General features: G+C 75.0%; 20 protein-coding genes. 12 read left to right on the top strand and 8 right to left on the bottom strand.

Annotated features, from left to right (window positions below):
• Positions 1-4: 4 nt before the first annotated feature.
• The 6 genes from kdpF to PH190_RS06850 are packed head-to-tail and all read left to right on the top strand — an operon-like array spanning position 5 to position 7,968.
• On the top strand, positions 5-322 hold the full coding sequence (gene kdpF / locus PH190_RS30735) for a K(+)-transporting ATPase subunit F (RefSeq protein ID WP_420791592.1): 318 nt from the start codon (positions 5-7) through the stop codon (positions 320-322).
• Entirely contained in the window at positions 322-1,959 is a 1,638-nt protein-coding gene (gene kdpA, locus PH190_RS06870) for a potassium-transporting ATPase subunit KdpA (RefSeq protein ID WP_274230734.1), read from the top strand. Before kdpF ends, kdpA begins: the two co-directional genes overlap by 1 nt.
• Positions 1,956-4,031, top strand: coding sequence for a potassium-transporting ATPase subunit KdpB (gene kdpB, locus PH190_RS06865; protein WP_274230733.1), 2,076 nt, complete (start codon positions 1,956-1,958; stop codon positions 4,029-4,031). The genes kdpA and kdpB overlap by 4 nt, the downstream gene beginning before the upstream one ends.
• A 2-nt stretch (positions 4,032-4,033) precedes the next feature.
• Entirely contained in the window at positions 4,034-4,708 is a 675-nt protein-coding gene (locus tag PH190_RS06860) for a potassium-transporting ATPase subunit C (RefSeq protein WP_274230732.1), read from the top strand.
• A gap of 24 nt (positions 4,709-4,732) precedes the next feature.
• A complete protein-coding gene (locus PH190_RS06855) occupies positions 4,733-7,288 on the top strand; it encodes a DUF4118 domain-containing protein (RefSeq protein ID WP_274230731.1) in 2,556 nt (851 codons plus the stop codon).
• Complete coding sequence (locus PH190_RS06850; RefSeq protein WP_274230730.1) at positions 7,285-7,968, top strand: response regulator; 684 nt, start codon at positions 7,285-7,287, stop codon at positions 7,966-7,968. Before PH190_RS06855 ends, PH190_RS06850 begins: the two co-directional genes overlap by 4 nt.
• Here PH190_RS06850 and PH190_RS06845 read toward each other — a convergent pair.
• Together PH190_RS06845 and PH190_RS06840 are read right to left on the bottom strand one after the other, a co-directional pair.
• On the bottom strand, positions 7,931-9,094 hold the full coding sequence (locus tag PH190_RS06845; RefSeq protein ID WP_274230729.1) for an MFS transporter: 1,164 nt from the start codon (positions 9,092-9,094) through the stop codon (positions 7,931-7,933). The two genes, PH190_RS06850 and PH190_RS06845, sit on opposite strands and share 38 nt — an antisense overlap.
• A gap of 114 nt (positions 9,095-9,208) precedes the next feature.
• The gene (locus tag PH190_RS06840; RefSeq protein ID WP_274230728.1) at positions 9,209-9,550 is read right to left on the bottom strand and encodes a universal stress protein; all 342 of its coding nucleotides are present in this window, start codon (positions 9,548-9,550) and stop codon (positions 9,209-9,211) included.
• 163 nt (positions 9,551-9,713) lie between these two features.
• On the opposite strand from PH190_RS06840, the gene PH190_RS06835 reads away from it, so the two are divergent.
• Both PH190_RS06835 and PH190_RS06830 read left to right on the top strand, forming a co-directional pair.
• Complete coding sequence (locus PH190_RS06835; protein ID WP_274230727.1) at positions 9,714-11,015, top strand: MFS transporter; 1,302 nt, start codon at positions 9,714-9,716, stop codon at positions 11,013-11,015.
• Positions 11,016-11,142: 127 nt separating this feature from the next.
• Positions 11,143-11,844, top strand: a complete 702-nt coding sequence (locus tag PH190_RS06830) for a Crp/Fnr family transcriptional regulator (RefSeq protein ID WP_274230726.1) — start codon at positions 11,143-11,145, stop codon at positions 11,842-11,844.
• Between the two features lie 10 nt (positions 11,845-11,854).
• Here the strand turns inward: PH190_RS06830 and PH190_RS06825 are convergent, their stop codons facing one another.
• Positions 11,855-12,217 (bottom strand): DUF3040 domain-containing protein, encoded by a 363-nt coding sequence (locus tag PH190_RS06825; RefSeq protein ID WP_274230725.1) that lies wholly within the window; start codon positions 12,215-12,217, stop codon positions 11,855-11,857.
• A gap of 213 nt (positions 12,218-12,430) precedes the next feature.
• Positions 12,431-12,958, bottom strand: coding sequence for a TetR/AcrR family transcriptional regulator (locus PH190_RS06820; RefSeq protein ID WP_274230724.1), 528 nt, complete (start codon positions 12,956-12,958; stop codon positions 12,431-12,433).
• 87 nt (positions 12,959-13,045) lie between these two features.
• On the opposite strand from PH190_RS06820, the gene PH190_RS06815 reads away from it, so the two are divergent.
• A complete protein-coding gene (locus tag PH190_RS06815) occupies positions 13,046-14,503 on the top strand; it encodes an MFS transporter (protein WP_274230723.1) in 1,458 nt (485 codons plus the stop codon).
• Between the two features lie 33 nt (positions 14,504-14,536).
• Here the strand turns inward: PH190_RS06815 and PH190_RS06810 are convergent, their stop codons facing one another.
• The gene (locus PH190_RS06810; RefSeq protein WP_274230722.1) at positions 14,537-14,860 is read right to left on the bottom strand and encodes a putative quinol monooxygenase; all 324 of its coding nucleotides are present in this window, start codon (positions 14,858-14,860) and stop codon (positions 14,537-14,539) included.
• Positions 14,861-15,078: 218 nt separating this feature from the next.
• Between PH190_RS06810 and PH190_RS06805 the strand changes: the two genes are divergently transcribed.
• From PH190_RS06805 to PH190_RS06795, 3 genes are read left to right on the top strand one after another with little or no spacing between them, the layout of a single operon-like run.
• A complete protein-coding gene (locus PH190_RS06805) occupies positions 15,079-17,163 on the top strand; it encodes a fatty acid desaturase (RefSeq protein ID WP_337993799.1) in 2,085 nt (694 codons plus the stop codon).
• A gap of 15 nt (positions 17,164-17,178) precedes the next feature.
• Positions 17,179-18,033 (top strand): AraC family transcriptional regulator, encoded by an 855-nt coding sequence (locus PH190_RS06800; RefSeq protein ID WP_274230721.1) that lies wholly within the window; start codon positions 17,179-17,181, stop codon positions 18,031-18,033.
• Between the two features lie 4 nt (positions 18,034-18,037).
• Positions 18,038-18,463 (top strand): VOC family protein, encoded by a 426-nt coding sequence (locus tag PH190_RS06795; protein WP_274230720.1) that lies wholly within the window; start codon positions 18,038-18,040, stop codon positions 18,461-18,463.
• A gap of 7 nt (positions 18,464-18,470) precedes the next feature.
• On the opposite strand, the gene PH190_RS06790 is transcribed toward PH190_RS06795, so the two are convergent.
• From PH190_RS06790 to PH190_RS06780, 3 genes are all read right to left on the bottom strand, one after another.
• Entirely contained in the window at positions 18,471-19,292 is an 822-nt protein-coding gene (locus tag PH190_RS06790) for a YybH family protein (protein WP_274230719.1), read from the bottom strand.
• Between the two features lie 86 nt (positions 19,293-19,378).
• On the bottom strand, positions 19,379-19,963 hold the full coding sequence (idi, locus tag PH190_RS06785) for an isopentenyl-diphosphate Delta-isomerase (protein ID WP_274230853.1): 585 nt from the start codon (positions 19,961-19,963) through the stop codon (positions 19,379-19,381).
• 476 nt (positions 19,964-20,439) lie between these two features.
• Positions 20,440-21,042: a DUF1707 SHOCT-like domain-containing protein gene (locus tag PH190_RS06780; protein WP_274230718.1), complete on the bottom strand. Its 603-nt coding sequence runs from the start codon at positions 21,040-21,042 to the stop codon at positions 20,440-20,442.
• Positions 21,043-21,104 lie beyond the last annotated feature (62 nt).

Raw genomic sequence — 21,104 nt, 5'->3', positions numbered from 1 at the left:
CAGCATGCCGCCGATCACACGCCGGGGCGAGGGCGTGAAAACCGGACCCCGCGGCGTCAACGACGCGTCAACGCGGCCCCCGTGGGCCGTGATCGCGCGGAACCTCGACGGTCGGCGCGCCGCGACGGCGCGGCGCCGCGACCGAAGGGAACCCGGTGCTCGACCTCCTCTTCGCGGGCGTGGTGATCGCGGTCTTCGCGGGCCTGCTGCTCGCCGTCCGCGGGCTGGACCGGTTGTGATCGCGAACGTGGTGGGGGCCGTGATCGCCCTCGGCCTGCTGATCTACCTCGCGATCGCCCTGCTGCGCCCGGAGAAGTTCTGATGGCCGGCCTCCTGCAGGTCGTGGTCCTGCTCGTGCTCCTCGCGGCGGCCTGGCGTCCGCTCGGGGACTGGATGGCCCGCGTCTACACCGACGACGGCGACTGGGGCGTGGAGCGGCTCGTCTACCGAATCGCGCGCGTCGATTCCCGCTCCGAGCAGCGGGCGAGCACCTACGCCGTCGCAGTCCTCGCGTTCTCGTTCGCCGGGGTCGTCCTGTTCTACCTGCTGCAGCGCCTCCAGACGCTGCTGCCGTGGTCGTTCGACCGCGGGGCTGTCGAGCCGGGGATCGCGTTCAACACCGCGATCTCGTTCGTCACCAACACCAACTGGCAGTCCTACGTGCCCGAGACGGTCATGGGGCACACCGTCCAGATGGTCGGCCTGACCGTGCAGAACTTCGTCTCGGCGGCGGTCGGCATGGCGGTCGCCGTCGCCCTGGTCCGCGGGTTCGTGCGCAGCCGCACCGACCGGCTCGGCAACGCGTGGGTCGACATCGTCCGCGGGTGCACGCGGATTCTGCTGCCCATCGCCGCGGTCGCCGCCGTCGCGCTCGTCGCCACGGGCGTCGTCATGAGCCTGCGGGCGGGCGTCGACGTCGTCGGCCCGGACGGACGGCCGTCGACGATCGCGCTCGCCCCGGCCGCCTCCCAGGAGTCGATCAAGGAGCTCGGGACCAACGGCGGCGGCATCTTCAACGCCAACTCCGCGCACCCGTTCGAGAACCCGAACCCGATCTCGAACCTGCTAGAGATCTTCCTGTTGCTGCTGATCCCGGTGTCGCTGACGCGGACGTTCGGCCGCATGGTCGGCTCGATGCGCCAAGGCGTCTCGCTGCTGGCGGTGATGGCCGGGCTCTGGGCGGCGATGCTCGCGGTGATCTGGACCGCCGATGCGCGCAGCGCGTCCTTCGCCGGGGCCAACCTCGAGGGCAAGGAGGTCCGGTTCGGCATCCCCGGGTCCGCGCTGTTCGCCAACTCGACCACGGGCACCTCGACGGGTGCGGTCAACTCGCTGCACGACAGCTTCTCCGCCTTCGGCGGTGGCGGGGCGATGCTGAACATGCTGTTCTCGGAGATGACGCCGGGTGGCGTCGGGACGGGGCTCTACTCGATCCTCGTCGTCGCGATCGTCGCGGTGTTCCTCGCCGGGCTCATGGTCGGGCGCACCCCGGAGTACCTCGGCAAGCGCCTCGGGCGCCGCGAGGTGACGTGCGCGGTGGTCGTGGTGCTGACGATGCCCGCGCTCGTGCTCCTCGGCACCGGGCTCGCGATCGCCCTGCCGTCCACCGCCGACGCGATGACCAACTCCGGGCCGCACGGCCTGTCGGAGGTCGTGTACGCCTACGCCTCCGCGTCGAACAACAACGGCTCGGCGTTCGCCGGGCTGACGGTCACGAGCGGGTTCTTCCAGACCACGCTCGGGGTCGCGATGCTGCTCGGCCGCTTCCTGCCGATCGTCGCCGTGCTCGCCCTGGCCGGGCTGCTCGCCCGCCAACCGCGGCTCGCTCCCTCGTCCGGGACGCTCTCGACCGGCACGCCCCTGTTCTCGGTGCTCGTCGCCGGCACGATCGTGCTGGTCGCGGCGATCACCTTCCTCCCGGCCCTCGCCCTGAGCCCCCTCGCGGAGGGACTGGCATGACCGCCCCCACCGTCCACACCCCGCGCCCGCCGGCCGAGGCCGAGGAGCTCCACGCCTCCCGCACCGGTCGCGCCGTCGGCGCCGGGGCCTTCCGCCCCGCGCAGCTCCTCGAGTCGCTGCCCACCGCGCTGCGCAAGCTCGACCCGCGCCACCAGGTCCGCAACCCGGTCATGTTCGTGGTGTGGGTCGGGTCGATCGTCGTCACCGTGGCGGCGATCGTCGACCCCAGCGTGTTCGCCTGGCTCATCGCGATCTGGCTGTGGTTCACCGTGGTCTTCGCGAACCTGGCCGAGGCGGTCGCCGAGGGCCGCGGACGCGCCCAGGCCGACGCGCTGCGCGCCACACGCACCGACACCGTCGCGTACCGGGAGGACGGCGCGACGCTGCCGGCCGCGGATCTACAGGTCGGGGACCGCGTCGTCGTCGAGGCCGGGCAGGTCATCCCGGGCGACGGCGAGATCGTGGAGGGCATCGCGACGGTCGACGAGTCCGCGATCACCGGCGAGTCCGCGCCCGTGGTCCGGGAGTCCGGCGGGGACTTCTCCTCCGTCACCGGCGGCACGACGGTGCTGTCGGACCGGATCGTCGTGCGGATCACCGCGAAGCCGGGCGAGTCGTTCGTCGACCGGATGATCGCGCTGGTCGAGGGCGCGCAGCGGCAGAAGACGCCGAACGAGATCGCCCTGACGATCCTGCTCTCCGCGCTGACGATCGTGTTCCTGCTGGCCGTCGTGACGCTGCAGCCGATGGCGGCGTACTCGGGCGGGCAGCAGTCGCTGGTGGTGCTCGTCGCCCTGCTCGTGTGCCTGATCCCGACGACGATCGGCGCGCTGCTCTCCGCGATCGGCATCGCGGGCATGGACCGGATGGTGCAGCGCAACGTCCTCGCCACCTCGGGCCGCGCGGTCGAGGCCGCCGGTGACGTGTCGACGCTCCTGCTCGACAAGACCGGGACGATCACCTACGGCAACCGTCGCGCGACGGCTCTCCACCCCCTCGACGGGGTGGAGGCCCTCGAGCTGGCGCGGGCCGCCCGGCTCGCGAGCCTCGCGGACACCACCCCGGAGGGGCGCTCGATCGTCGCGCTGTGCGCCGAGCAGCACGACCTCCCCGCCGAGGCCGATGCCCGCGAGGCCGCGGCCGAGTTCGTCCCCTTCAGCGCCACCACCCGCATGTCGGGGGTGAGCATCGAGGGGCGCGAGGTGCGCAAGGGCGCCACGTCGGCGGTCCTCGCTTGGCTCGGGGACGACACCGACCGCGCCCGCCTCGAGGCGATCTCGACGGAGGTCGCCGAGCGCGGCGGCACGCCGCTGGTGGTCGCCGACGATGGCCGGGCGCTCGGGGTCGTCGAGCTGTCGGACGTCGTCAAGCCCGGGATCGCGGAGCGGTTCGCCGAGCTGCGCACGATGGGCATCAAGACCGTGATGATCACCGGCGACAACCCGGTGACGGCGCGCGCCATCGCTGCCGAGTCGGGCGTCGACGACTTCCTGGCCGAGTCCACTCCGGAGGACAAGCTCGCGCTCATCCGCCAGGAGCAGGCCGGCGGGCGCATGGTCGCCATGACCGGCGACGGCACCAACGACGCGCCCGCGCTGGCGCAGGCCGACGTGGGCGTCGTCATGAACTCGGGGACGACCGCGGCCAAGGAGGCCGGCAACATGGTCGACCTCGACTCGGACCCCACCAAGCTCATCGGGGTCGTCGAGGTGGGCAAGCAGATGCTCATCACCCGGGGTGCGCTGACCACGTTCTCGCTGGCCAACGACCTCGCGAAGTACTTCGCGATCCTGCCCGCGATGTTCCTCGCGATCTTCCCGCAGCTCGCCGCGCTCAACGTCATGCAGCTCGCCACCCCGCAGTCGGCGATCCTCTCGGCGGTCGTCTTCAACGCGTTGATCATCGTCGCGCTGATCCCGCTCGCCCTGCGCGGGGTGCGCTTCCGGCCGTCGACGTCCGACCGGCTCCTGCGCCGCAACCTGCTCGTCTACGGGCTCGGCGGCGTCGTCGTCCCGTTCGTCGGCATCTTCCTCATCGACCTCGTCGTCCGGCTCGTGCCGGGGATCGGCTGATCATGACCACTGTCCAGGAGCTCGGGACCGAGGCGTCGGCGCCCTCGGCCGTCAGCGGCACACAGGTGCGCCGTCAGCTCGGCGCCTCGGTTCGGGTGCTGCTCGTGCTCACCGTGCTCTGCGGTGTCCTCTACCCGGCGGCGATCTGGGGCGTGAGCCGCCTGCCGGGACTGCACGCCAACGCCGAGGGCTCGGTCCTACCGAACGGCGGCTCGTCGCTCATCGGGATCGACCCGGTGCCGGCGGAACCCGCCGCCGACCCGTGGTTCCACACGCGGCCCTCGGCCTCGGCCCCCGACGACGCCGTCGCCAGCCTCGGCCCGGCCGACGCCACCACGTCCGGCGGCACGAACCTCGGGCCCCGCGCGGAGGACCTGGCCGCGGCGGTGCAGGAGCGCCGCGCCGCGATCGCCGCCCGCGACGGCGTCGACCCGGCCACGATCCCACCCGACGCGCTCACCGCCTCGGCCTCGGGTCTCGACCCGCACATCAGCCCCGCGTACGCGGCGCAGCAGGTGCCGCGCGTCGCCCGGGTCACCGGGCTGCCGGAGGACCGGGTGCGGGCGCTGGTCGCCGACGCCACCGACGGGCGCACCCTCGGGGTCCTCGGCGAGCCCCGGGTGGACGTGCCGGAGCTCAACGCATCCCTCGTCCCGGCGGCGCCGGGGATCCGGTAGGTCGCGCGGGTGCACGATGAGGAGGTGACCTCAGGACGGGGTGAACTGCGCATCCACCTCGGCGCGGCGCCGGGCGTCGGCAAGACCTACGCCGCGCTGAACGAGGCCCGCCGCCGCCGCGACCGGGGCACCGACGTGGTCGTCGGGCTCGTCGAGACGCACGGGCGGGCGAGGACCGCCGAGCTCCTCGAGGGCCTCGAGGTGCTCCCGCGCAAGGTCTTCCACCACCGCGGCGCCGAGCTCACCGAGCTCGACGTCGACGCCGTGCTGGCCCGCGCCCCCGAGGTGTGCGTGGTCGACGAGCTCGCGCACTCCTGCGCGCCGGGCTCACGGCACGCGAAGCGGTGGGAGGACGTCGAGGAGCTCCTGGCCGCCGGGATCGACGTGATCTCGACGGTCAACATCCAGCACCTCGAGTCGCTCGGCGACGTCGTCGAACGCATCACCGGCGTGCGCCAGCGCGAGACGATCCCGGACGCCGTGGTGCGCGCCGCCGACCAGATCGAGCTGGTCGACATCACGCCCGAGGCGCTGCGCCGCCGCATGGCGCACGGCAACATCTACCGGCCCGAGAAGATCGACGCCTCGCTCGCCAACTACTTCCGCACCGGCAACCTCATCGCGCTGCGCGAGCTCGCGCTGCTCTGGGTCGCCGACCAGGTCGACGTCGCCCTGCAGCGCTACCGCAGTCAAGAGGCCATCTCGGAGGTCTGGGAGGCGCGCGAGCGGGTGGTCGTCGCGGTCACCGGTGGCCCGGAGAGCGCGACGGTCCTGCGCCGTGCGTCCCGCATCGCCCGCCGCGCGGGGTCGGCGGACCTGCTGTGCGTGCACGTCCTGCGCAGCGATGGCCTCGCCGGGACCGAACCGCGCGCGGACGGGCCGCAGCTCCGCCGGCTCGCCGAGGACGTCGGTGCCTCGTTCCACACCGTGGTCGGCGACGACGTTCCTGCCGCGCTGCTCGAGTTCGCCCGCACCGCCAACGCCACACAGCTGGTGCTGGGGACGTCGAGGCGCTCGCGGTGGGCCCGGCTGCTCGACCCCGGGATCGGCGCCGCCACCATCGCCGAGTCCGGCTCGATCGACGTCCACCTCGTGAGCCACGCCGAGGCCGGTGAGGCGCGACGGCGTCGCCCGCGCCTCTCGCTGCCCGCCCGCCGACACCGCTACGGCTGGCCCGCGGCCGTGCTGCTGCCGGTGCTGGCGACGCTGGTCGGGGTACTCCTGCGCGAATCGGTCGACCTGTCCACCGACGTGGTGCTGTTCTTCCTGGCCACGGTGGTGACGGCCATGATCGGCGGGCTGGCACCGGCACTGGTCGCCGCGATCGGTGGCGGGCTGCTGCTCAACGTCTTCCTCACCCCACCGCTCTACACGCTGACCGTCGCCGAGCCCGAGAACGCATTCGCCATCGTGGCCATGGTCGTGGTCGCGCTGCTCGTCGCGGCCGTCGTCGACCGGGCCGACCGGCGCGCCGCCCAGGCCGCGTCGGCGCGCACCGAAGCGACCCTGCTCGCCTCGTTCGCCCGTGTCGTGCTCTCCCGCTCCGACCCGCTGCCCAAGTTGCTCGAACGCGTGCGCGAGGCGTTCGGCCTCGAGACGGTGGCGCTGCTCGAGCGGGCGGCGGGCACCGGCTGGGAGGTCACGGCCTGCACCGGCGGCACCCCGTGCGCGAAGCCCGCCGACGCCGACGCCGACGTCGAGATCGACGAGGGCGTGCACCTCGTCGCCACCGGCCGGAGCCTGACCGCCAGCGAGCGTGCTCTGTTCTCCGCGGTGAGCGGCCAGGCGCTGCTCGCCCTGCGCAACCGCCGGATGGCCGCCCAGGCCACCGACGCGCAGCGCCGCGCCGACTCCGCCGATCTGCGCACCGCGCTGCTCTCCGCCGTGGGGCACGACCTGCGCACCCCGCTCACCGCGATCAAGGCGGCCGCGGGCAGCCTGCGCGACCCGACCCTGCGCATGTCCACCGCGGACCGCCAGGAGCTGCTGGCCACCGTCGAGGAGTCCGCCGACCGCCTCACGGGGCTCGTCGACAACCTGCTCGACTCGTCGCGCCTCGCGACCGGGGCGGTCACACCGATCACCGAGCCGGTGGGGCTCGACGAGGTGGTGGCCGCGGCGCTCGCCGGGGTGACGCCGGCCGACGCCCAGCGGGTGGCGGTGGAGGTCGCCGAGGACCTGCCCGACGTGCTCGCCGACGCCGGACTCGCCGAGCGGATCGTCGCGAACCTCGTCGACAACGCCCTGCGCCACGGTGGCGGGTCCGCCGTGGCGGTGCGCGCGAGCGCGTACGCCGACCGCGTCGAGCTGCGCGTGGTCGACAGGGGGCCCGGCGTGCCGCACAAGCAGCGCGACGGCCTGTTCACCCCGTTCCAGCAGCTCGGTGACCGGCGGCGCGCCAACGGCGTCGGGCTGGGCCTGCACGTCGCCCGCGGCTTCGCCGAGGCGATGGGCGGCACGCTCGACGCCGAGGACACCCCCGGTGGCGGGCTGACGATGGTGCTGGCGCTGCCGGCCGCGCCGGTGCCCTGGGAGACGGAGCGCCGCGGGGCCCGTCCCGATGCCGCGGTGTCCCGGTGAGCCGCGTCCTCGTCGTCGACGACGACCCGCACCTGCGCCGCACCCTGCGGATCAACCTCTCCGCGCACGGCCACACCGTCGTCCTGGCCGCCGACGGGGCGGCGGCGCTGCGCGCGGTGGCCGAGCACCCGCCCCCGGACGTCGTCATCCTCGACCTCGGGCTGCCCGGCGTCCCGGGGCTCGAGGTGCTCGAGGGCCTCCGGGGGTGGAGCGCGGTCCCGGTGATCGTGCTGTCGGCACGTACCGACTCCGCCGACAAGGTCGCCGCCCTCGACGCCGGCGCCGACGACTACGTCACCAAGCCCTTCGGCGTCCCCGAGCTGCTGGCGCGGCTGCGGGCCGCGGTCCGGCGCGCGGCGGTGGTGACGCCGGACGGGGCGCCGGTGGTGGAGACCGCGAGCTTCACCGTCGACCTCGTCGCGAAGAAGGTGGTGCGCGACGGCGCCGAGGTGCACCTGTCGCCCACCGAGTGGGGTGTGCTCGAGCACCTGGCCCGCCACCCCGGCATGCTCGTCACCCAGCAGCAGCTGCTGCACGAGGTCTGGGGTCCGGCGTACGGCACCGAGGGCAACTACCTGCGCGTCTACCTCGCCCACCTGCGCCGCAAGCTCGAGCCCGACCCCTCGCGGCCCCGGCACCTCGTCACGGAGGCGGGACGGGGCTACCGGTTCGAGCCGTGACGAGGTAGGCGGCCGTCAGGACCAGGAGCACGGCCAGCCCGACGAGGATCGCGGCCAGGCTGACGGCGCCGAGGAGCAGGCCCACGATCGTCGGCGCCACGACGGCCGCGACCGCCCCGACGGCGACGACCACGGTCAGCGCCTCGCCCGCGCGCTCGGGGGCGATCTCGGCGGTCCACACCGCGAGCACGGCGGCCCCGCCCATGATCCCGGGCGCGTAGAACGTCGCCGCCACCAGCGCGACGACCCCCGAGCCCGCCCCGGCGCCGAGGATGACCAGCGAGGCGCCGAGGAAGAGCAGGCAGGCCGCGGCGACGCGGACGGTGCCGAAGCGCGCGCACCAGCCGCCGACGCCCAGGCCGACCAGCCCCACCATCCCGATCAGCCCGTACATCGTCGGCGCCCAGCCCGGGGCGAGGGCCGCACGACGCAGCATGTCGGCGGCCCAGGTGAGGAAGGTCGTGACGCCGACGTGGAAGGCGACGGCGTAGACGATCGGCACCGTGAGCCCGCGCAGCGCGAGCCGCCCGGTCCGGCTCCGCGGCGTCGGCGGCACCCGGGGTGTCCAGCGCAGGTTGAGCAGGCCCACCGCCAGGGACGCGAGGCCGATCGCCACCCACACCAGACGCCAGCCCGGCACGCCGAGCACCGCGAGCCCGACGACCGCCGACACGACGAGCCCCGCGCTGGTCCCGGTGCTGATGACCGCGAGCGTCCGCGGGCGCGCGGGCGGGTCGACGACCACGGCGGCGAGGTCGGAGTACGCCGCCCACACCCACCCCGCGGCGCTGCCGGCGAGCACCACGCCCACCGCGAGCACCACCGGCGACGTCGCGGCCGCCGCCAGCGCCCCACCGACCAGCCCGCAGGCGTTCCCGACCGTCGTCGGCGCCCGGGGTCCCCAGCGGCGGCCGACGACGGGGGCCAGGAGCAGGCCCGCGAGGTAGCCGAAGAAGGAGCCGGAGGCGATGACCCCGAGGACCGCGTCGTCCAGCCCGCCGGTCGAGAGCGCCGGGTCCGCCCGCAGCGACGGCAGCGTCAGGCCGAACGCGTACCGGCCCATCCCGTAGGCGACGGCGATGACGGCGGCGCCGGCGACGGTGAGGCGGAGCGTCGGGGAGCGCACGGGGTGATCGTGCGGCACCGGAGCGCCGCCGGTCGACCGGGCGGCGCGACGGTTACTGGCTGGTATCGCTCGCGAGGAGAGCGATACCAGCCAGTAACCCTCGACACGGTCGTCCTAGGACTCCTTGACCGCCAGCACGGGCACCGCGGCCTCGAGCAGCAGGCGCTGGGCGACGTCGCCCAGCAGCGCCTTGCCCACCGGGCTGCGGCGGCGGACGCCGATGACCAGCAGGTCGATGTCGGCGTCGGCCTCGAGGCGCTCGAGCACCGCGTCGCCGTCCTCGACGCCGAGCAGGCGGTCGACGACGGTGACGCCGGGCGCGTCGGGGGGCTCGAGCGGGCCGGCGCGCAGGTTGAGGGCCACGACGCCGGTGTCGCGCCGCGCGCCCTCGCGCACGGCCTCCTCGAGCGCCGCCGTGCCCGGACCGTCGTCCGTGACGGCCACCAGGATGGTCACCGGTCGCAGCGTACGACGGACGGACCGCGGCCACGCGGCGACCACGCACCGCATGTGCTTCACCCAGCACACGACGCGTCTTACGTCTGTAGTGTGTGATACAGACCGTCGCCGTCCTGGACCGGACACTCCCAGTGCCCGTACGAACGTTCAGGAGGACCGAGTGACCAGCAGCGCGCCACCACCGATGCGCCGCATCGCGATCGCGAGCATGACCGGCACGGTGATCGAGTTCTACGACTTCTTCATCTACGGCACCGCCGCCGCACTCGTCTTCAACAAGGTCTTCTTCCCCGAGCTCGGGGCCGCCGCCGGCACGGCGCTCGCGCTGGCGACGTTCGGCGTCGCCTTCGTCGCCCGCCCGTTCGGTTCCGTGCTGTTCGGGCACTTCGGCGACAAGCTCGGCCGCAAGCGCACGCTGGTGACGACGCTGCTGCTCATGGGCCTGTCGACGCTGGCGATCGGCCTGCTGCCCACGACCGGGACGATCGGCATCCTGGCCCCGATCCTGCTCGTGATCCTGCGCATCCTGCAGGGCCTCGCGGTCGGCGGGGAGTGGGCCGGCGCCACGCTGCTCACCGCGGAGAACTCGCCCGGCAAGACCCGCGGCAAGTACGCACTGTTCCCCCAGCTCGGCCCGTCGCTCGCGTTCGCCCTGGCCAGCGCCACGTTCCTCACCACCGCGCTGACCATGAGCAACGAGGCCTTCCTGGCCTGGGGTTGGCGTGTGCCGTTCATCGCCAGCGTCCTGCTCGTCGCCGTCGGCCTCTACGTGCGGCTCGCGATCACCGAGACCGCGGCCTTCCGGACCCGCGACAAGAACGTCAGCACCCGCATGCCGGTGGCCGAGGTGCTCTCCACCCACCCACGCCGCGTGCTGCTCGGCGCCGGCTCGACGATGGCCGTCTTCGCGTTCTTCTACATCGGCGTCACGTACCTGACGAGCTACGGCACCCAGAACCTGCAGCTGCCGCGCACCGCCGTGCTCGCCATGGGCATCATCGGCGGCCTCGTCTTCGCCGCGACGACGATCCTCGGCGCGATCCTCTCCGACCGTGTCGGACGCCGGAAGATGATCATCATCGGCAACTCGCTGTCCGTCGTCGCCGGGATCATCGCCTTCCCGATCCTCGACATCGGGACGGTCTGGTCGTTCGGGCTGGGCCTGGCGGTGGTGCTCGGCGTCGTCGGCATCGCCTACGGGCCGCAGGGCGCCCAGCTGCCCGAGCTCTTCCCGACCCACTACCGCTACACCGGCGCCGGGATGGCCTACAACCTCGCCGGCGTCCTCGGCGGCGGCGTGGTGCCGCTGATCGCGACGGCGCTGGTGGCCTCGCTCGGGTCGAGCCTCGCGATCGGCATCCTGCTCGCGGGCCTGGCGGCGGTCAGCCTGCTGTGCACCCTCGCCCTGCCCGACACCGACGCGGCCTCCATCGAGGTCCGGGCGGAGCCCGCCACGGCCTGACCACGCGGCACGGCCTGACGCACGCTCCACCGATGGGCGCCCGGATCCTCCCTTTCCGGGCGCCCGTCGGGTGCGTAATCTCCCCTCACCCCCGCCGGTCCTCCGGTGGCCCGGATCGAGGACGCCGATGGCCCCGCGCAGCGTCGTGCCCAGCCCGACGGTCTCGCCGTTCCTCCTGGCCGAGACCGGGGCGGTGAGCCGGCGCATCGAGGCCCTGGGCGTCCCCCGCCCCGTCCGCGCGGGCGACCACCTCTACCGCCAGGGCGAGCCGTCGTCGTCGTTCCACGTCATCGTGAGCGGCCGGGTGCGCATCCACATGCTGCGCCCCGACGGCACCACCCGCGTGATCTCCTGGGCCGAGCCGGGCGCGAGCCTCGGCGAGGGCGTCTGCTTCGACGGCGGCGTGAACCCCGTGTCGGCGACGGCGCTCACGGCGTGCGAGGTGCTCGCGATCGGCCGCGACGTCCTCGTCGAGGCGGCGCGCGACGACCCGGAGCTGCTCGTCGAGGTCGTGCGCCGGGTCGCGCGCAAGCAGCGGGTCCTGCACCTGCACGTCTTCCTCGACGGCCTGCCCGCCCGCGAGCGCGTGGTGCTGCTGCTCGGACACCTCGTCGAGGCCTACGGCGACGGCGCGCTCGGGACCTCGGCGCGCCTGAGCGTGCGCCCGCCGGTGGACGAGCTCGCCCTCATGGTCGGGCTGACCCGGGTGACGACGAGCCGCGAGATCTCCCGGCTGGTCGCCGAGGGCGTGCTGCAGAAGGACGGGCGCAGCATCGTCGTGCGGGACCTGCCGAGCCTGCGCCGGCGCGTGGACGCGGTGGCGGTCTGAGGCTGTCCAGCTAGACCATCAGGGGTCGCACGTGGCGCAGGTACGCGCGCACGGCGAGCGGGGCCCCGACCGGCAGCAGCAGCGTGCCCACCGCACCGACGACGACCAGCGCCATGATGCCGGTCTGGAGGCCGACGCCCAGGGGCAGCACCCCGAGCACCACGGTGGCGACGAGCCCGATGACGATCATGAGATCACCGACCGCGGCGCCGCCCGGGCCGGACGAGGTCACGCGGCGGACGAACCGCGGGTCCTCGAGCGCGAGGGCCCGCACGATGCCGGCCCAGCGCTCGGCGTCGGGGTCGAACGGCCGGTCCGCGGGGTCGCCGGACCGGTCCCACAGCTCACCGCCGGGCTCCTCGTGCTGCTCCACGCCTCCAGGGTGCGGGCGTCCCGGGCCGACGACACCGTGTCCTCGGCCACCGTCACGACGCGTCGACCAGCGGAAACGCTGCGGACACGCGGCCGACACGCCCGGCGCGCCACCACGCGGCACGGCGCGCCCGGGTGACCGCCGGTCGCACGCCCGGCCCGCTCCCCCACCGCGGTCCGCCACGACGGCCGACGAGCGGCACGACGACCGGCGTCACCGCGGCCGGGCGCGGCGCAGCACCTCCTCGAGGTCCCCCGTGAGCCCCTCGCTGGTGTCGCCGACGATGGCCCGCAGGTACATGCCGTCGCCGACCACGGCGACGATGTCGGCGGTGAGGGGATCGCCGAGCTCCTCGGCCATCGCCTCGCGCCAGACGGCGAAGCAGCGGCGGGTCGCGGCGGCGGCGCGCGGCTCGGTGGCCGCCAGCTTGAGCAGCGCGACCAGGGCGCGGAAGACGGCGCTGTCGCCGGCGGGGTCGGTCACCGAGGTCCGCAGGTAGTAGCGCGCGACGCCCTCGGGCGCGGCCCGGGCGGTGGCGAGGTCGGCGGCGTTGAGCTCGGTCGCGCGGTCGAGCAGCCCGTCGAGCAGGGCCTCCTTCGACCCGAAGTGGTAGAGCAGCCCGCCCTTGGACACGCCGGCGGCGGCCGCGACGGCGTCGAGGGTGACCGTCTCGGGACCCGAGGTCACGACGAGGTCGGTGTACGCGTCGAGGATGCGGTCGCGCTGTGACGGGCGAGGCACGCCGTTGACACTAGACCGTCCAGCCGGTGTAGTTTCGGACTCGTCGAAAACTGTACCGTCTGGACGGTCGAGCCAGGAGGAACGTCGATGTCCCGCCGGTCGCCGTGGATCGCCCTCGCCGTGCTCGTGCTCCCGGTGCTGCTCATCAGCATCGACATGACCGTGCTCGGCACCGCCCTGCCCGCGCTGACCGAGGACCTCGACCCCGGCGCCGCCGAGCAGCTCTGGATCGTCGACGCCTACTCCTTCGTGCTCGCGGGCCTGCTCGTCACCATGGGCACGCTCGGGGACCGGATCGGCCGCCGGCGCCTGCTGCTGTGGGGTGCCGCGGCGTTCGGCGTCGCGTCGGTGGCCGCGGCGTTCGCCCCCACCGCCGGCACGCTCGTCGCCGCCCGCGCCCTGCTCGGCCTCGGGGGCGCGACGCTCATGCCCTCGACGTTCTCGCTGATCAAGACCGCGTTCCCGGAGCCGCGCCGCCGGGCCACCGCCGTGGCCGTGTGGTCGGCGGCGTTCTCGGGCGGGGCCGCCGCGGGGCCGGTGGTCGGCGGCTTCCTGCTCGAGCACTTCTGGTGGGGCTCGGTCTTCCTGGTCAACGTCCCGGTGATCCTGCTGCTGCTCGTGCTCGGCCCCCGGGTGCTGCCCGAGAGCCGTGACCCGCACCCCGGCCCCTTCGACCTGCCCTCGGCGGTGCTGTCGCTGGCCGCGATGGTCCCGGTGGTGGCCGCGGTGAAGACGGTCGCGACCGAGGGCGTCACGCCGCTCGCCGTCGTCGCGGCGGTGGCGGGCGTGGCCGCCGGGGTGGTCTTCGTACGCCGCCAGCGCCGTCTCGCCCACCCGCTGATCGACCTGGGCCTGTTCGCCCGGCGCCCGTTCACCGTGTCGGTGACGACGAACCTGCTCGGCGTGTTCGCGCTGGTGGGGCTGCTCGTGCTGCTGCCGCAGTACCTGCAGCTGGTGCTCGGGCTCGGGCCCCTCGAGGCGGCGCTGTGGATGCTGCCGGGCTCGGTCGCCGGCGTGGCCGGGGCGCTGGTCGCCACGCGGCTCGTGCGCCGGTTCGCCGGTCCCGCGCTGGTCGGCGTCGGGCTCGGGCTCGCCGGAGTGGGCCTGCTGCTGGTCGGGGTGCTCGGCGGGCTGGGCGCCGTGGTCGCCGGGTTCGTGCTGCTCGGCGGCGGGGTGGCCCTGGCCGAGGCGCTGACGAACGACCTCGTCCTCGCCGCCGCCCCCGCCGACCGCGCCGGGGCCGCGTCCGCGATCTCCGAGACCGGCTACGAGCTCGGCGGCGCCCTGGGCACCGCGGTGCTCGGCAGCATCGCGGCCGCCGTCTTCACCGCCCGCACGGGCCAGGAGACGCTCGGCGGCGCGCTCGTCGCCGCCGGTGGGGACAGCGCGGACCATGCCGTGGTCGCCGCGGCCCGCGACGCGTTCACCGTCGGGATGCAGGGCGCCGCGGTGCTCGGGGCCGTCGTCCTGGTCGTCACGGCCCTCGGCGCCTGGCGCCTGCTGACGCGCGCGGGTGCCGCGGAGCGCGAGCCGGTCGGGGTCTGACCCCGACCGGTCGCCCCCGGCCGCCCGCGAGCACTAGCGGGGCGCGATCTCGCCCATCTCGCCCCAGCCGTCCTGCGGGACGTCCTGGACGTTGATGATCCGCGGCTTCTGGGCGACCCAGTCGGGCGCCTGCTCGACGAAGCGCCGGAAGTGCTCGGACTGGACGTGCGCCTCGCCCGCGCCGTCCTGGAACGCCTCGACCAGCACGTAGGTGTTCTCCTCGGAGAGGTGCCGGGACCACTCGAAGAAGATGTTGCCCGGCTCCTGCCGCACCGCGTCGGTGAACTCCTTGACCAGCGACGGGAACTGCTCGGCGTACTCCGGCTTCACCGTCCACTTGACGTTGATGAGGATCACGGGGGTCTCGCTCCATCCACTGTGCTCGGACTGTGGTCGGGGTGTCGGCGGGGCATCCTCTCGCGCTCCGCGGGGTCGCGCCACGGGCCGGGCGGGGGCTCGCGACGCCACGGGTATGACCGTTTCTGAGACAAAATCGCCGTATTGACTCAGAACATCTCCGGACGTTGACTGGTGCGCGTCGCCGCCGACGACCCGACGCCCAGGGGGAAGCCACCGTGACCGCCGACGCCCAGGAGGAGGCACCGGCCCGCGTGCTGTCCGAGGAGGAGTCGGCCGCCGTGCGCCGCGGGGTGCCCGACCCCGGGATCCCGCTGCCGACCGTCGCCCTGCCGACGCTGGCCCTGTGGGTCATCTCGCTCGCGCTGTGGGTGGGCGCGGCGGCCCTCGCGCTCGCCGCCCTCGACGGCGGGGTCAGCCGGTGGTGGCTCGCGGCGACCGTCCCGGCGCAGGCGCTGGTCACCTTCACGATGTTCACGGTGCTGCACGAGGCGACCCACCACGCCGCGGGCCGGTGGCGGTGGGTCAACGACGTGCTCGGGCGCCTGTCGATCCCGTTCGTGGCGGCGTGGGCGACGTTCCCGCTCGTCCGCTACATCCACATCGAGCACCACCGGCACACCAACGAGGACGTCCTCGTCGACCCCGACGCGTGGGTCGAGGGCGGTCCCGCCTGGCAGCGCCCGCTGCGCTGGCTCGCCATCGACGGCTGGTACTTCCGCTTCTACGGCCCGCGGATGGCCCGGCGCCCGCGACGCGAGGTCGTCGGCGCGCTCGTGAACCTGGCGGTCGTCGTCGCCGTGGCGGTGACGCTGGTGGCCACCGGGCACGGGCTCGCGCTCCTGCTGCTCTACCTCGTGCCCCAGCGCCTGGGGATCGGGGTGCTCGCCTGGTGGTTCGACTGGCTGCCCCACCACGACCTCGGCGTCACCGCGCGGGCCGACCGGTTCCGCGCGACGCGGGTGCGCGTGGGGCGCGAGTGGCTGATGACGCCGGTGATGCTGTACCAGAACTACCACCTGGTGCACCACATCCACCCGACGATCCCCTTCTACCGCTACGTGCGCGCCTGGGAGAACACCCGCGACGACTACCTCGCCCGCGACGTCCCGATCGCGACGGCGTGGGGCACGGAGCTCACGCCCGCCGAGTACCGCGCGTGGCGGGGGCTCACCGACGGGATGGACGGGCCGGCGGGCGAGGTCCGCCCGGGCTTCCACCGGCTGCGGGTCGCCGACGTGCGCCGGGCCGCGGTCGACGCGCTCGCGGTGACCTTCACCGTGCCGGACGAGCTCGCCGCGACCTTCGTGCACCGCGCCGGCCAGCACGTCACGGTGCGGCCGTGGCTGGACCGCCCCGACGGGACAGGGCGCGAGGAGGTCCGCCGGACGTACTCGGTGTGCTCGGCGGCGGGCTCCGGCGTGCTCCGGATCGGCGTGCGCCTGGTGCCCGGCGGCCGGTTCTCCGCGTGGGCCGGCGCGGAGCTGGCCGCCGGCGCGACCCTCGAGGTCGCCGCGCCCGCGGGACGCTTCACCCCGGAGCCGCCCGCCGGGCTCGCACCGGGGCGCCGGATCGTCGCCGTCGCGGCGGGCAGCGGCATCACGCCGGTGCTCCCGATCGTCGCCGGGATCCTCGACGCCGAGCCCTCGTCGCGCGTGACGCTGCTCGCCGGGAACCGCGACCGGGCCTCGACGATGTTCGCCGACGAGCTGTCGATGCTGGTCACGCGCGCGGAGGGCCGGCTGCGGCTCGTGCACGTGCGCTCGCGGGAGGACGCCGTCCCCGACGACCGCCCCGAGGACGCGGCGCGGTGGGAGACGGTCGAGTCCGGGCGCCTCGACCCCGCGCGTGTGCTGGCGCACGTGCCCCGCCCCGACGCCGTCGACGGCTGGTTCCTGTGCGGGCCCGAGGCGCTCACCGACGCGCTCACCGCCGGCCTCACCGAGAACGGCGTGGACCCCGACCGCGTGCACCGCGAGCTCTTCACCGCCGCGGCGCCGGCGGGGCCCGTCGAGGGCGCCACCGCCGCGACCGTGGCCGTCACCCTCGCCGGCGCCACCACCGACGTCGACTGCGGGCCGGACGAGACCGTCCTCGACGCCGCCGTGCGCGCGGGCGTCGACGCGCCGTACTCCTGTGCCGGCGGGGCGTGCGGCACGTGCGCGGCGTCGTTGACGAGCGGCACCGTGCACATGGCCGTCCGGCACGCCCTCGGCGACGACGAGGTCGCCGCGGGCCGCGTCCTGACCTGCCAGGCCCGCCCCACCAGCCCGTCCGTGGCGGTCGACTACGACGGTCGCTGACGCCAGACTGGACCCGTGGCCGACCAGGCGGACGTGCGCGCCGGGCGCCCGTCGGGCGCCCTGACCGGCCACGTCGGTTACCACGGCTACGACCTGCACGCCGCTCCCGGCGTCCACCGGGGCCTGCCGTCGCCGTACCTGACGTTCATCGTCACCTTCGGCAGGCCGCTGACGATGCGGGCCCCCGACGGCTCGCTGGTGACGCGCGACGTGGCGATCGGCGGCCTGCACACGACACCGGAGACGATCGTCCACGACGGCCGGCAGTCCGGGGTGCACGTCGTGCTCGACCCGCTCGCCGCCCGCGCGCTCCTGGGCCGGCCGGCCGCGGAGCTCGCCGGCGTCACGGTGGACGGCGACGAGGTGCTCGGCGCGCTCGCCCGCGAGCTGCACGAGCGGGTCGGGGAGGCCGACGACTGGGGCGGGCGCTTCGCGGCGATCGACGACGTCCTCGGCCGGGCGCTCGGTGACGGGCCCGGTCTCGGCGCGACCACGCCGGTGGCGCCCGAGGTCCGGCGCGCGTGGCGGCGGACCGTCGGCTCCGGGGGGCGGGTGCCGGTGCGCGCGCTGGCCGACGAGGTCGGGTGGAGCGAGCGGCACCTCGGGCAGCGGTTCCGCGCGGAGCTCGGGGTGGCGCCGAAGGTGGCGGGCCGCATGGCGCGGTTCGACCGCGCGCGCCGCCGCCTCGCCGCGCGGGCGCTCGCCGGGCAGGCCCTCGGCCTCGCCGACATCGCCGCCGACGGCGGCTACGCGGACCAGGCGCACCTGACCCGGGAGTTCGGCGCGCTCGCCGGCTGCTCGCCCACCCGCTGGCTCGCCGAGGAGATCGGGAACGTCCAAGACGCCGCGACGCCCGGCGCGCCAGGGTGAGCCCATGAGCACCGACGGCAAGACCCCACCGCCCACCGTCTGGCCCACCCTCGCCGCCGACGACGCCCGCGGCCTCATGGCCTTCCTCACCGACGTCCTCGGCTTCGTCGAGGTCGTCGCCTACACCGACGACGACGGCGTCGTGCAGCACGCCGAGCTCGCCTGGCCCGCCGGCGGCGGGCTCATGATGGGCCAGCGCCGCCCCGGCACCGACGACCGCGCGACGCCGTCCGGGACGTTCAGCGCCTACGTCGTGCACCCGGACGCCGCCGAGATCGACGCCCTCGCCGCCCGGGTGCGCGAGGACGGGCGCGGCGACGTCGTCCGCGAGCCCTACGACACCGACTACGGCTCCCACGACACGGCGATCCGCGACCCCGAGGGCAACACCTGGCAGTTCGGGACCTACCCGGGCGCCCCGCGACCCTGAGCCCCGGTCACGCCTCCGCGGGCGACCCGGCGGGGAACTCGGCGGAGAACTCGGCGGGGAACGAGAGGTGCTGGTGGACCATCCGCCAGCCGTCCTCGGTCCGCCGGAAGACCCGCGTGCCGCGCGAGCGGACGGTCTCACCGCCGCCGAGGGTGATCTCGTCGATCCCCCAGGACACGGCGAGGTCGCCGCTGGCGACGACGCGCAGGTCGGGGATCGCCCAGTCGACCGGCTCGGGCGAGGACTCCAGCCCCGCCCGGCACACCTCGCGCACCTCGTCCTTGCCGACGTAGGCCATCTTCCCGCCGTGCTCGTAGGAGACGACGTCGTCGGCGATCGGGGCCACGAGCGCCTCGAGGTCGCCGGCGGCGGTGTCGGCGGCCCACCGCCGGTGCACCGCACGCACCGCCTCCTCGTCCTCCTGCGGGACCACGCTCTCGTCGGGGAACGAGTGGTGCTCGTGCGCGACCACCCAGCGCCCGCCCTCGCGGCGCAGGCCGAGGGTCAGGCGCAGCCGCCGGGACGGGTGCGCCGCGAGCTCCTCGGCGGTGTCGCAGCGCAGCAGCGCGTGGGCGAAGGCCACGTCGTCGCCGGCGGTGACGTCCAGCTCGACGATCTCGAAGCAGCCGCCGTGCGCCTGGAACTCGAAGAACGGCGGCCAGGTCTCCGCGTACGCCGCGATCCCCCGCACGCCGTCGTGGGGCGGGGGGACGTCGAACATGACGATGTCGCCGCTGTGGTCGGCGAGCACCGTGTCGAGGTCACCGGTGTGAACGGCGTGCGCCCACCGGGTCACCAGGTCGCGGATCTCGTGCTCGGCGTCGGACATGGGGCCCTCCTCGGGTGTCGGTCACGTGCCCTCACCCGGTGGAACTCCCGCGGCGGCGCGGACTCATCGGTGTCCGCGCGGATCGCTCAGTCGGCCAGGAACGCGGCCGGCGGCAGGGCGCCCGGGTCGCCCGGCGCCCAGTGCACCGGGTCGGGCCCGAGCGGGGCCAGGGCGCGGACCTGGTCGGCGCACCACGGCGAGATGCCGGGCCAGGTGCCGGCGAGCACGTCGTCGCGGAACGGCGCCCACGCGACGGTGCGGACCTCGTCGACCTCGCCCGGGTCGGGCTCGCCGGGCACGTCGGCGGTGCTGGCGACGAAGACCGGGCACATCTCGTTCTCGGCCACCCCGCCCTGCTCGGCGCGGTAGCGGAAGTCCGGCAGCACGAGGCGCAGACCGTCGATCTCGATCCCCAGCTCCTGGCGGGCGCGCCGGCGCACGGCGAGGTCCATCGCCTCGCCCGGGGCCGGGTGGCCGCAGAAGGAGTTGGTCCAGACCCCGGGGAACGTGGCCTTGCTGCTGGCGCGCCGGGTGACGACGAGCTCGCCGCGAGCGTCGAACACGTAGCAGGAGAAGGCGAGGTGCAGGGGCGTGGCGTCGTGGTGGACGTCGGCCTTCGCGGCCGACCCCGCGACCGCGCCCGACTCGTCGAGCAGCACGACCTCTTCCATGGTCCGCATCACCCTCCAGCTTCCCCTGACCGCTCGCGGGCGGCACGTCGGACGCGCCCCGCGAGGCGCGGGTCACCCGACCGCGCGGTCGCGTGGGGCGGCTCGGCCGCCCCGGAGGCGGTGGACCCGGCCGTCGCGAGCGCGCGGTGCGTCGTGGTCCGGCACGAGACGGAGTGAACCAAGCCTCGCCTCACCCGGCCATCCGGACAGATCGGGCGGGAGCGAGGCCACGGCAGGTACGGAGGGCCGTCGACACCTGACGATCGGGAGACGCATCGCCGCAGGTCGGGCGCGAGACGTCAGCGCCGGGCGGACGAGCGTGGTATGCAGGAGAGATCGGTGGGCCCGGGCTCATCCCTCGAGCCCGGGCCCACCTCTCGCCGCTGCCGCTGGGCGCCACCACAACACCCGCGCAGCGATGAGGCAAGCCTAACCTCATCCCGCGCGATCGCGCCAGTCCCCCCGCGGACGAGTCGTCACGGCCGTCCGGGCGGGCCCCAGTGATCGCCCGGACCGTGTCCGTCCCAGCGCCCGTCCCAGCGCCCGTCCCAGCGCCGCCGCCGGGCGTGGCCGGCGTGCCCGAGGATCACGAAGAGCAGCGGCAGCACGAGCAGCCCACCGACCGAACCCGTCACGGCGGCCGACAGGGCGAGCACCGGCAGGACCATCACCAGCATCAGCGCGATCCCCGCGCCCACGACCGGGCCGGGCGCCGGGGTCCGCCCGTGGCGCACCGCGGGCGCACGCGGCTCCGGACGCGGTGCCGGCGGCGCGGCCGGGTGCGGCAGCGGCGGGTGCGGCGCCGGCAGGTCGGTGAACAGCGCCTCGAGGTCCGCACGGCGCACGGCACCGGCGGCGCGGCCCGAGCGGTCCCCGAACTCGTCCACGTCGAGGCGCCCGGCGGTGAAGTGCTCGCCCAGGGCGTCGAGGGCGGCCGACCGGTCGGCGTCGCCGACGCGCAGGCCACCGGGCCCGGTCGGCGCGGGCGGCCCGCCCCGGGCGTGCCCACCCTCCCGGCCGTCGCCTCCGTCCCGGCCGTCCCGGCCGTCGTCCCCCGTGCGGGCATCGTCGGTGTCCACGGCGCCTCCTCCTGCCGGTCGGGCGTCCCCGATGCGCACGGCCCGGCTCCCCCATCGTGCGC

It is taken from the genome of Actinomycetospora straminea (assembly GCF_028737255.1).
Lineage (GTDB): Bacteria > Actinomycetota > Actinomycetes > Mycobacteriales > Pseudonocardiaceae > Actinomycetospora > Actinomycetospora straminea.
This window is presented reverse-complemented; position numbering and strand designations above follow the sequence as displayed.

What these genes read in the sequence shown, in the direction of transcription:
- PH190_RS06790 (WP_274230719.1), bottom strand. Translation starts at nt 19,292, where the DNA reads ATGTCCGACGCCGAGCACGAGATCCGCGACCTGGTGACCCGGTGGGCG.
- PH190_RS06860 (WP_274230732.1), top strand. Translation starts at nt 4,034, where the DNA reads ATGACCACTGTCCAGGAGCTCGGGACCGAGGCGTCGGCGCCCTCGGCC.
- idi (WP_274230853.1), bottom strand. Translation starts at nt 19,963, where the DNA reads ATGGAAGAGGTCGTGCTGCTCGACGAGTCGGGCGCGGTCGCGGGGTCG.
- kdpF (WP_420791592.1), top strand. Translation starts at nt 5, where the DNA reads ATGCCGCCGATCACACGCCGGGGCGAGGGCGTGAAAACCGGACCCCGC.
- kdpB (WP_274230733.1), top strand. Translation starts at nt 1,956, where the DNA reads ATGACCGCCCCCACCGTCCACACCCCGCGCCCGCCGGCCGAGGCCGAG.
- PH190_RS06815 (WP_274230723.1), top strand. Translation starts at nt 13,046, where the DNA reads ATGTCCCGCCGGTCGCCGTGGATCGCCCTCGCCGTGCTCGTGCTCCCG.
- PH190_RS06795 (WP_274230720.1), top strand. Translation starts at nt 18,038, where the DNA reads ATGAGCACCGACGGCAAGACCCCACCGCCCACCGTCTGGCCCACCCTC.
- kdpA (WP_274230734.1), top strand. Translation starts at nt 322, where the DNA reads ATGGCCGGCCTCCTGCAGGTCGTGGTCCTGCTCGTGCTCCTCGCGGCG.
- PH190_RS06830 (WP_274230726.1), top strand. Translation starts at nt 11,143, where the DNA reads ATGGCCCCGCGCAGCGTCGTGCCCAGCCCGACGGTCTCGCCGTTCCTC.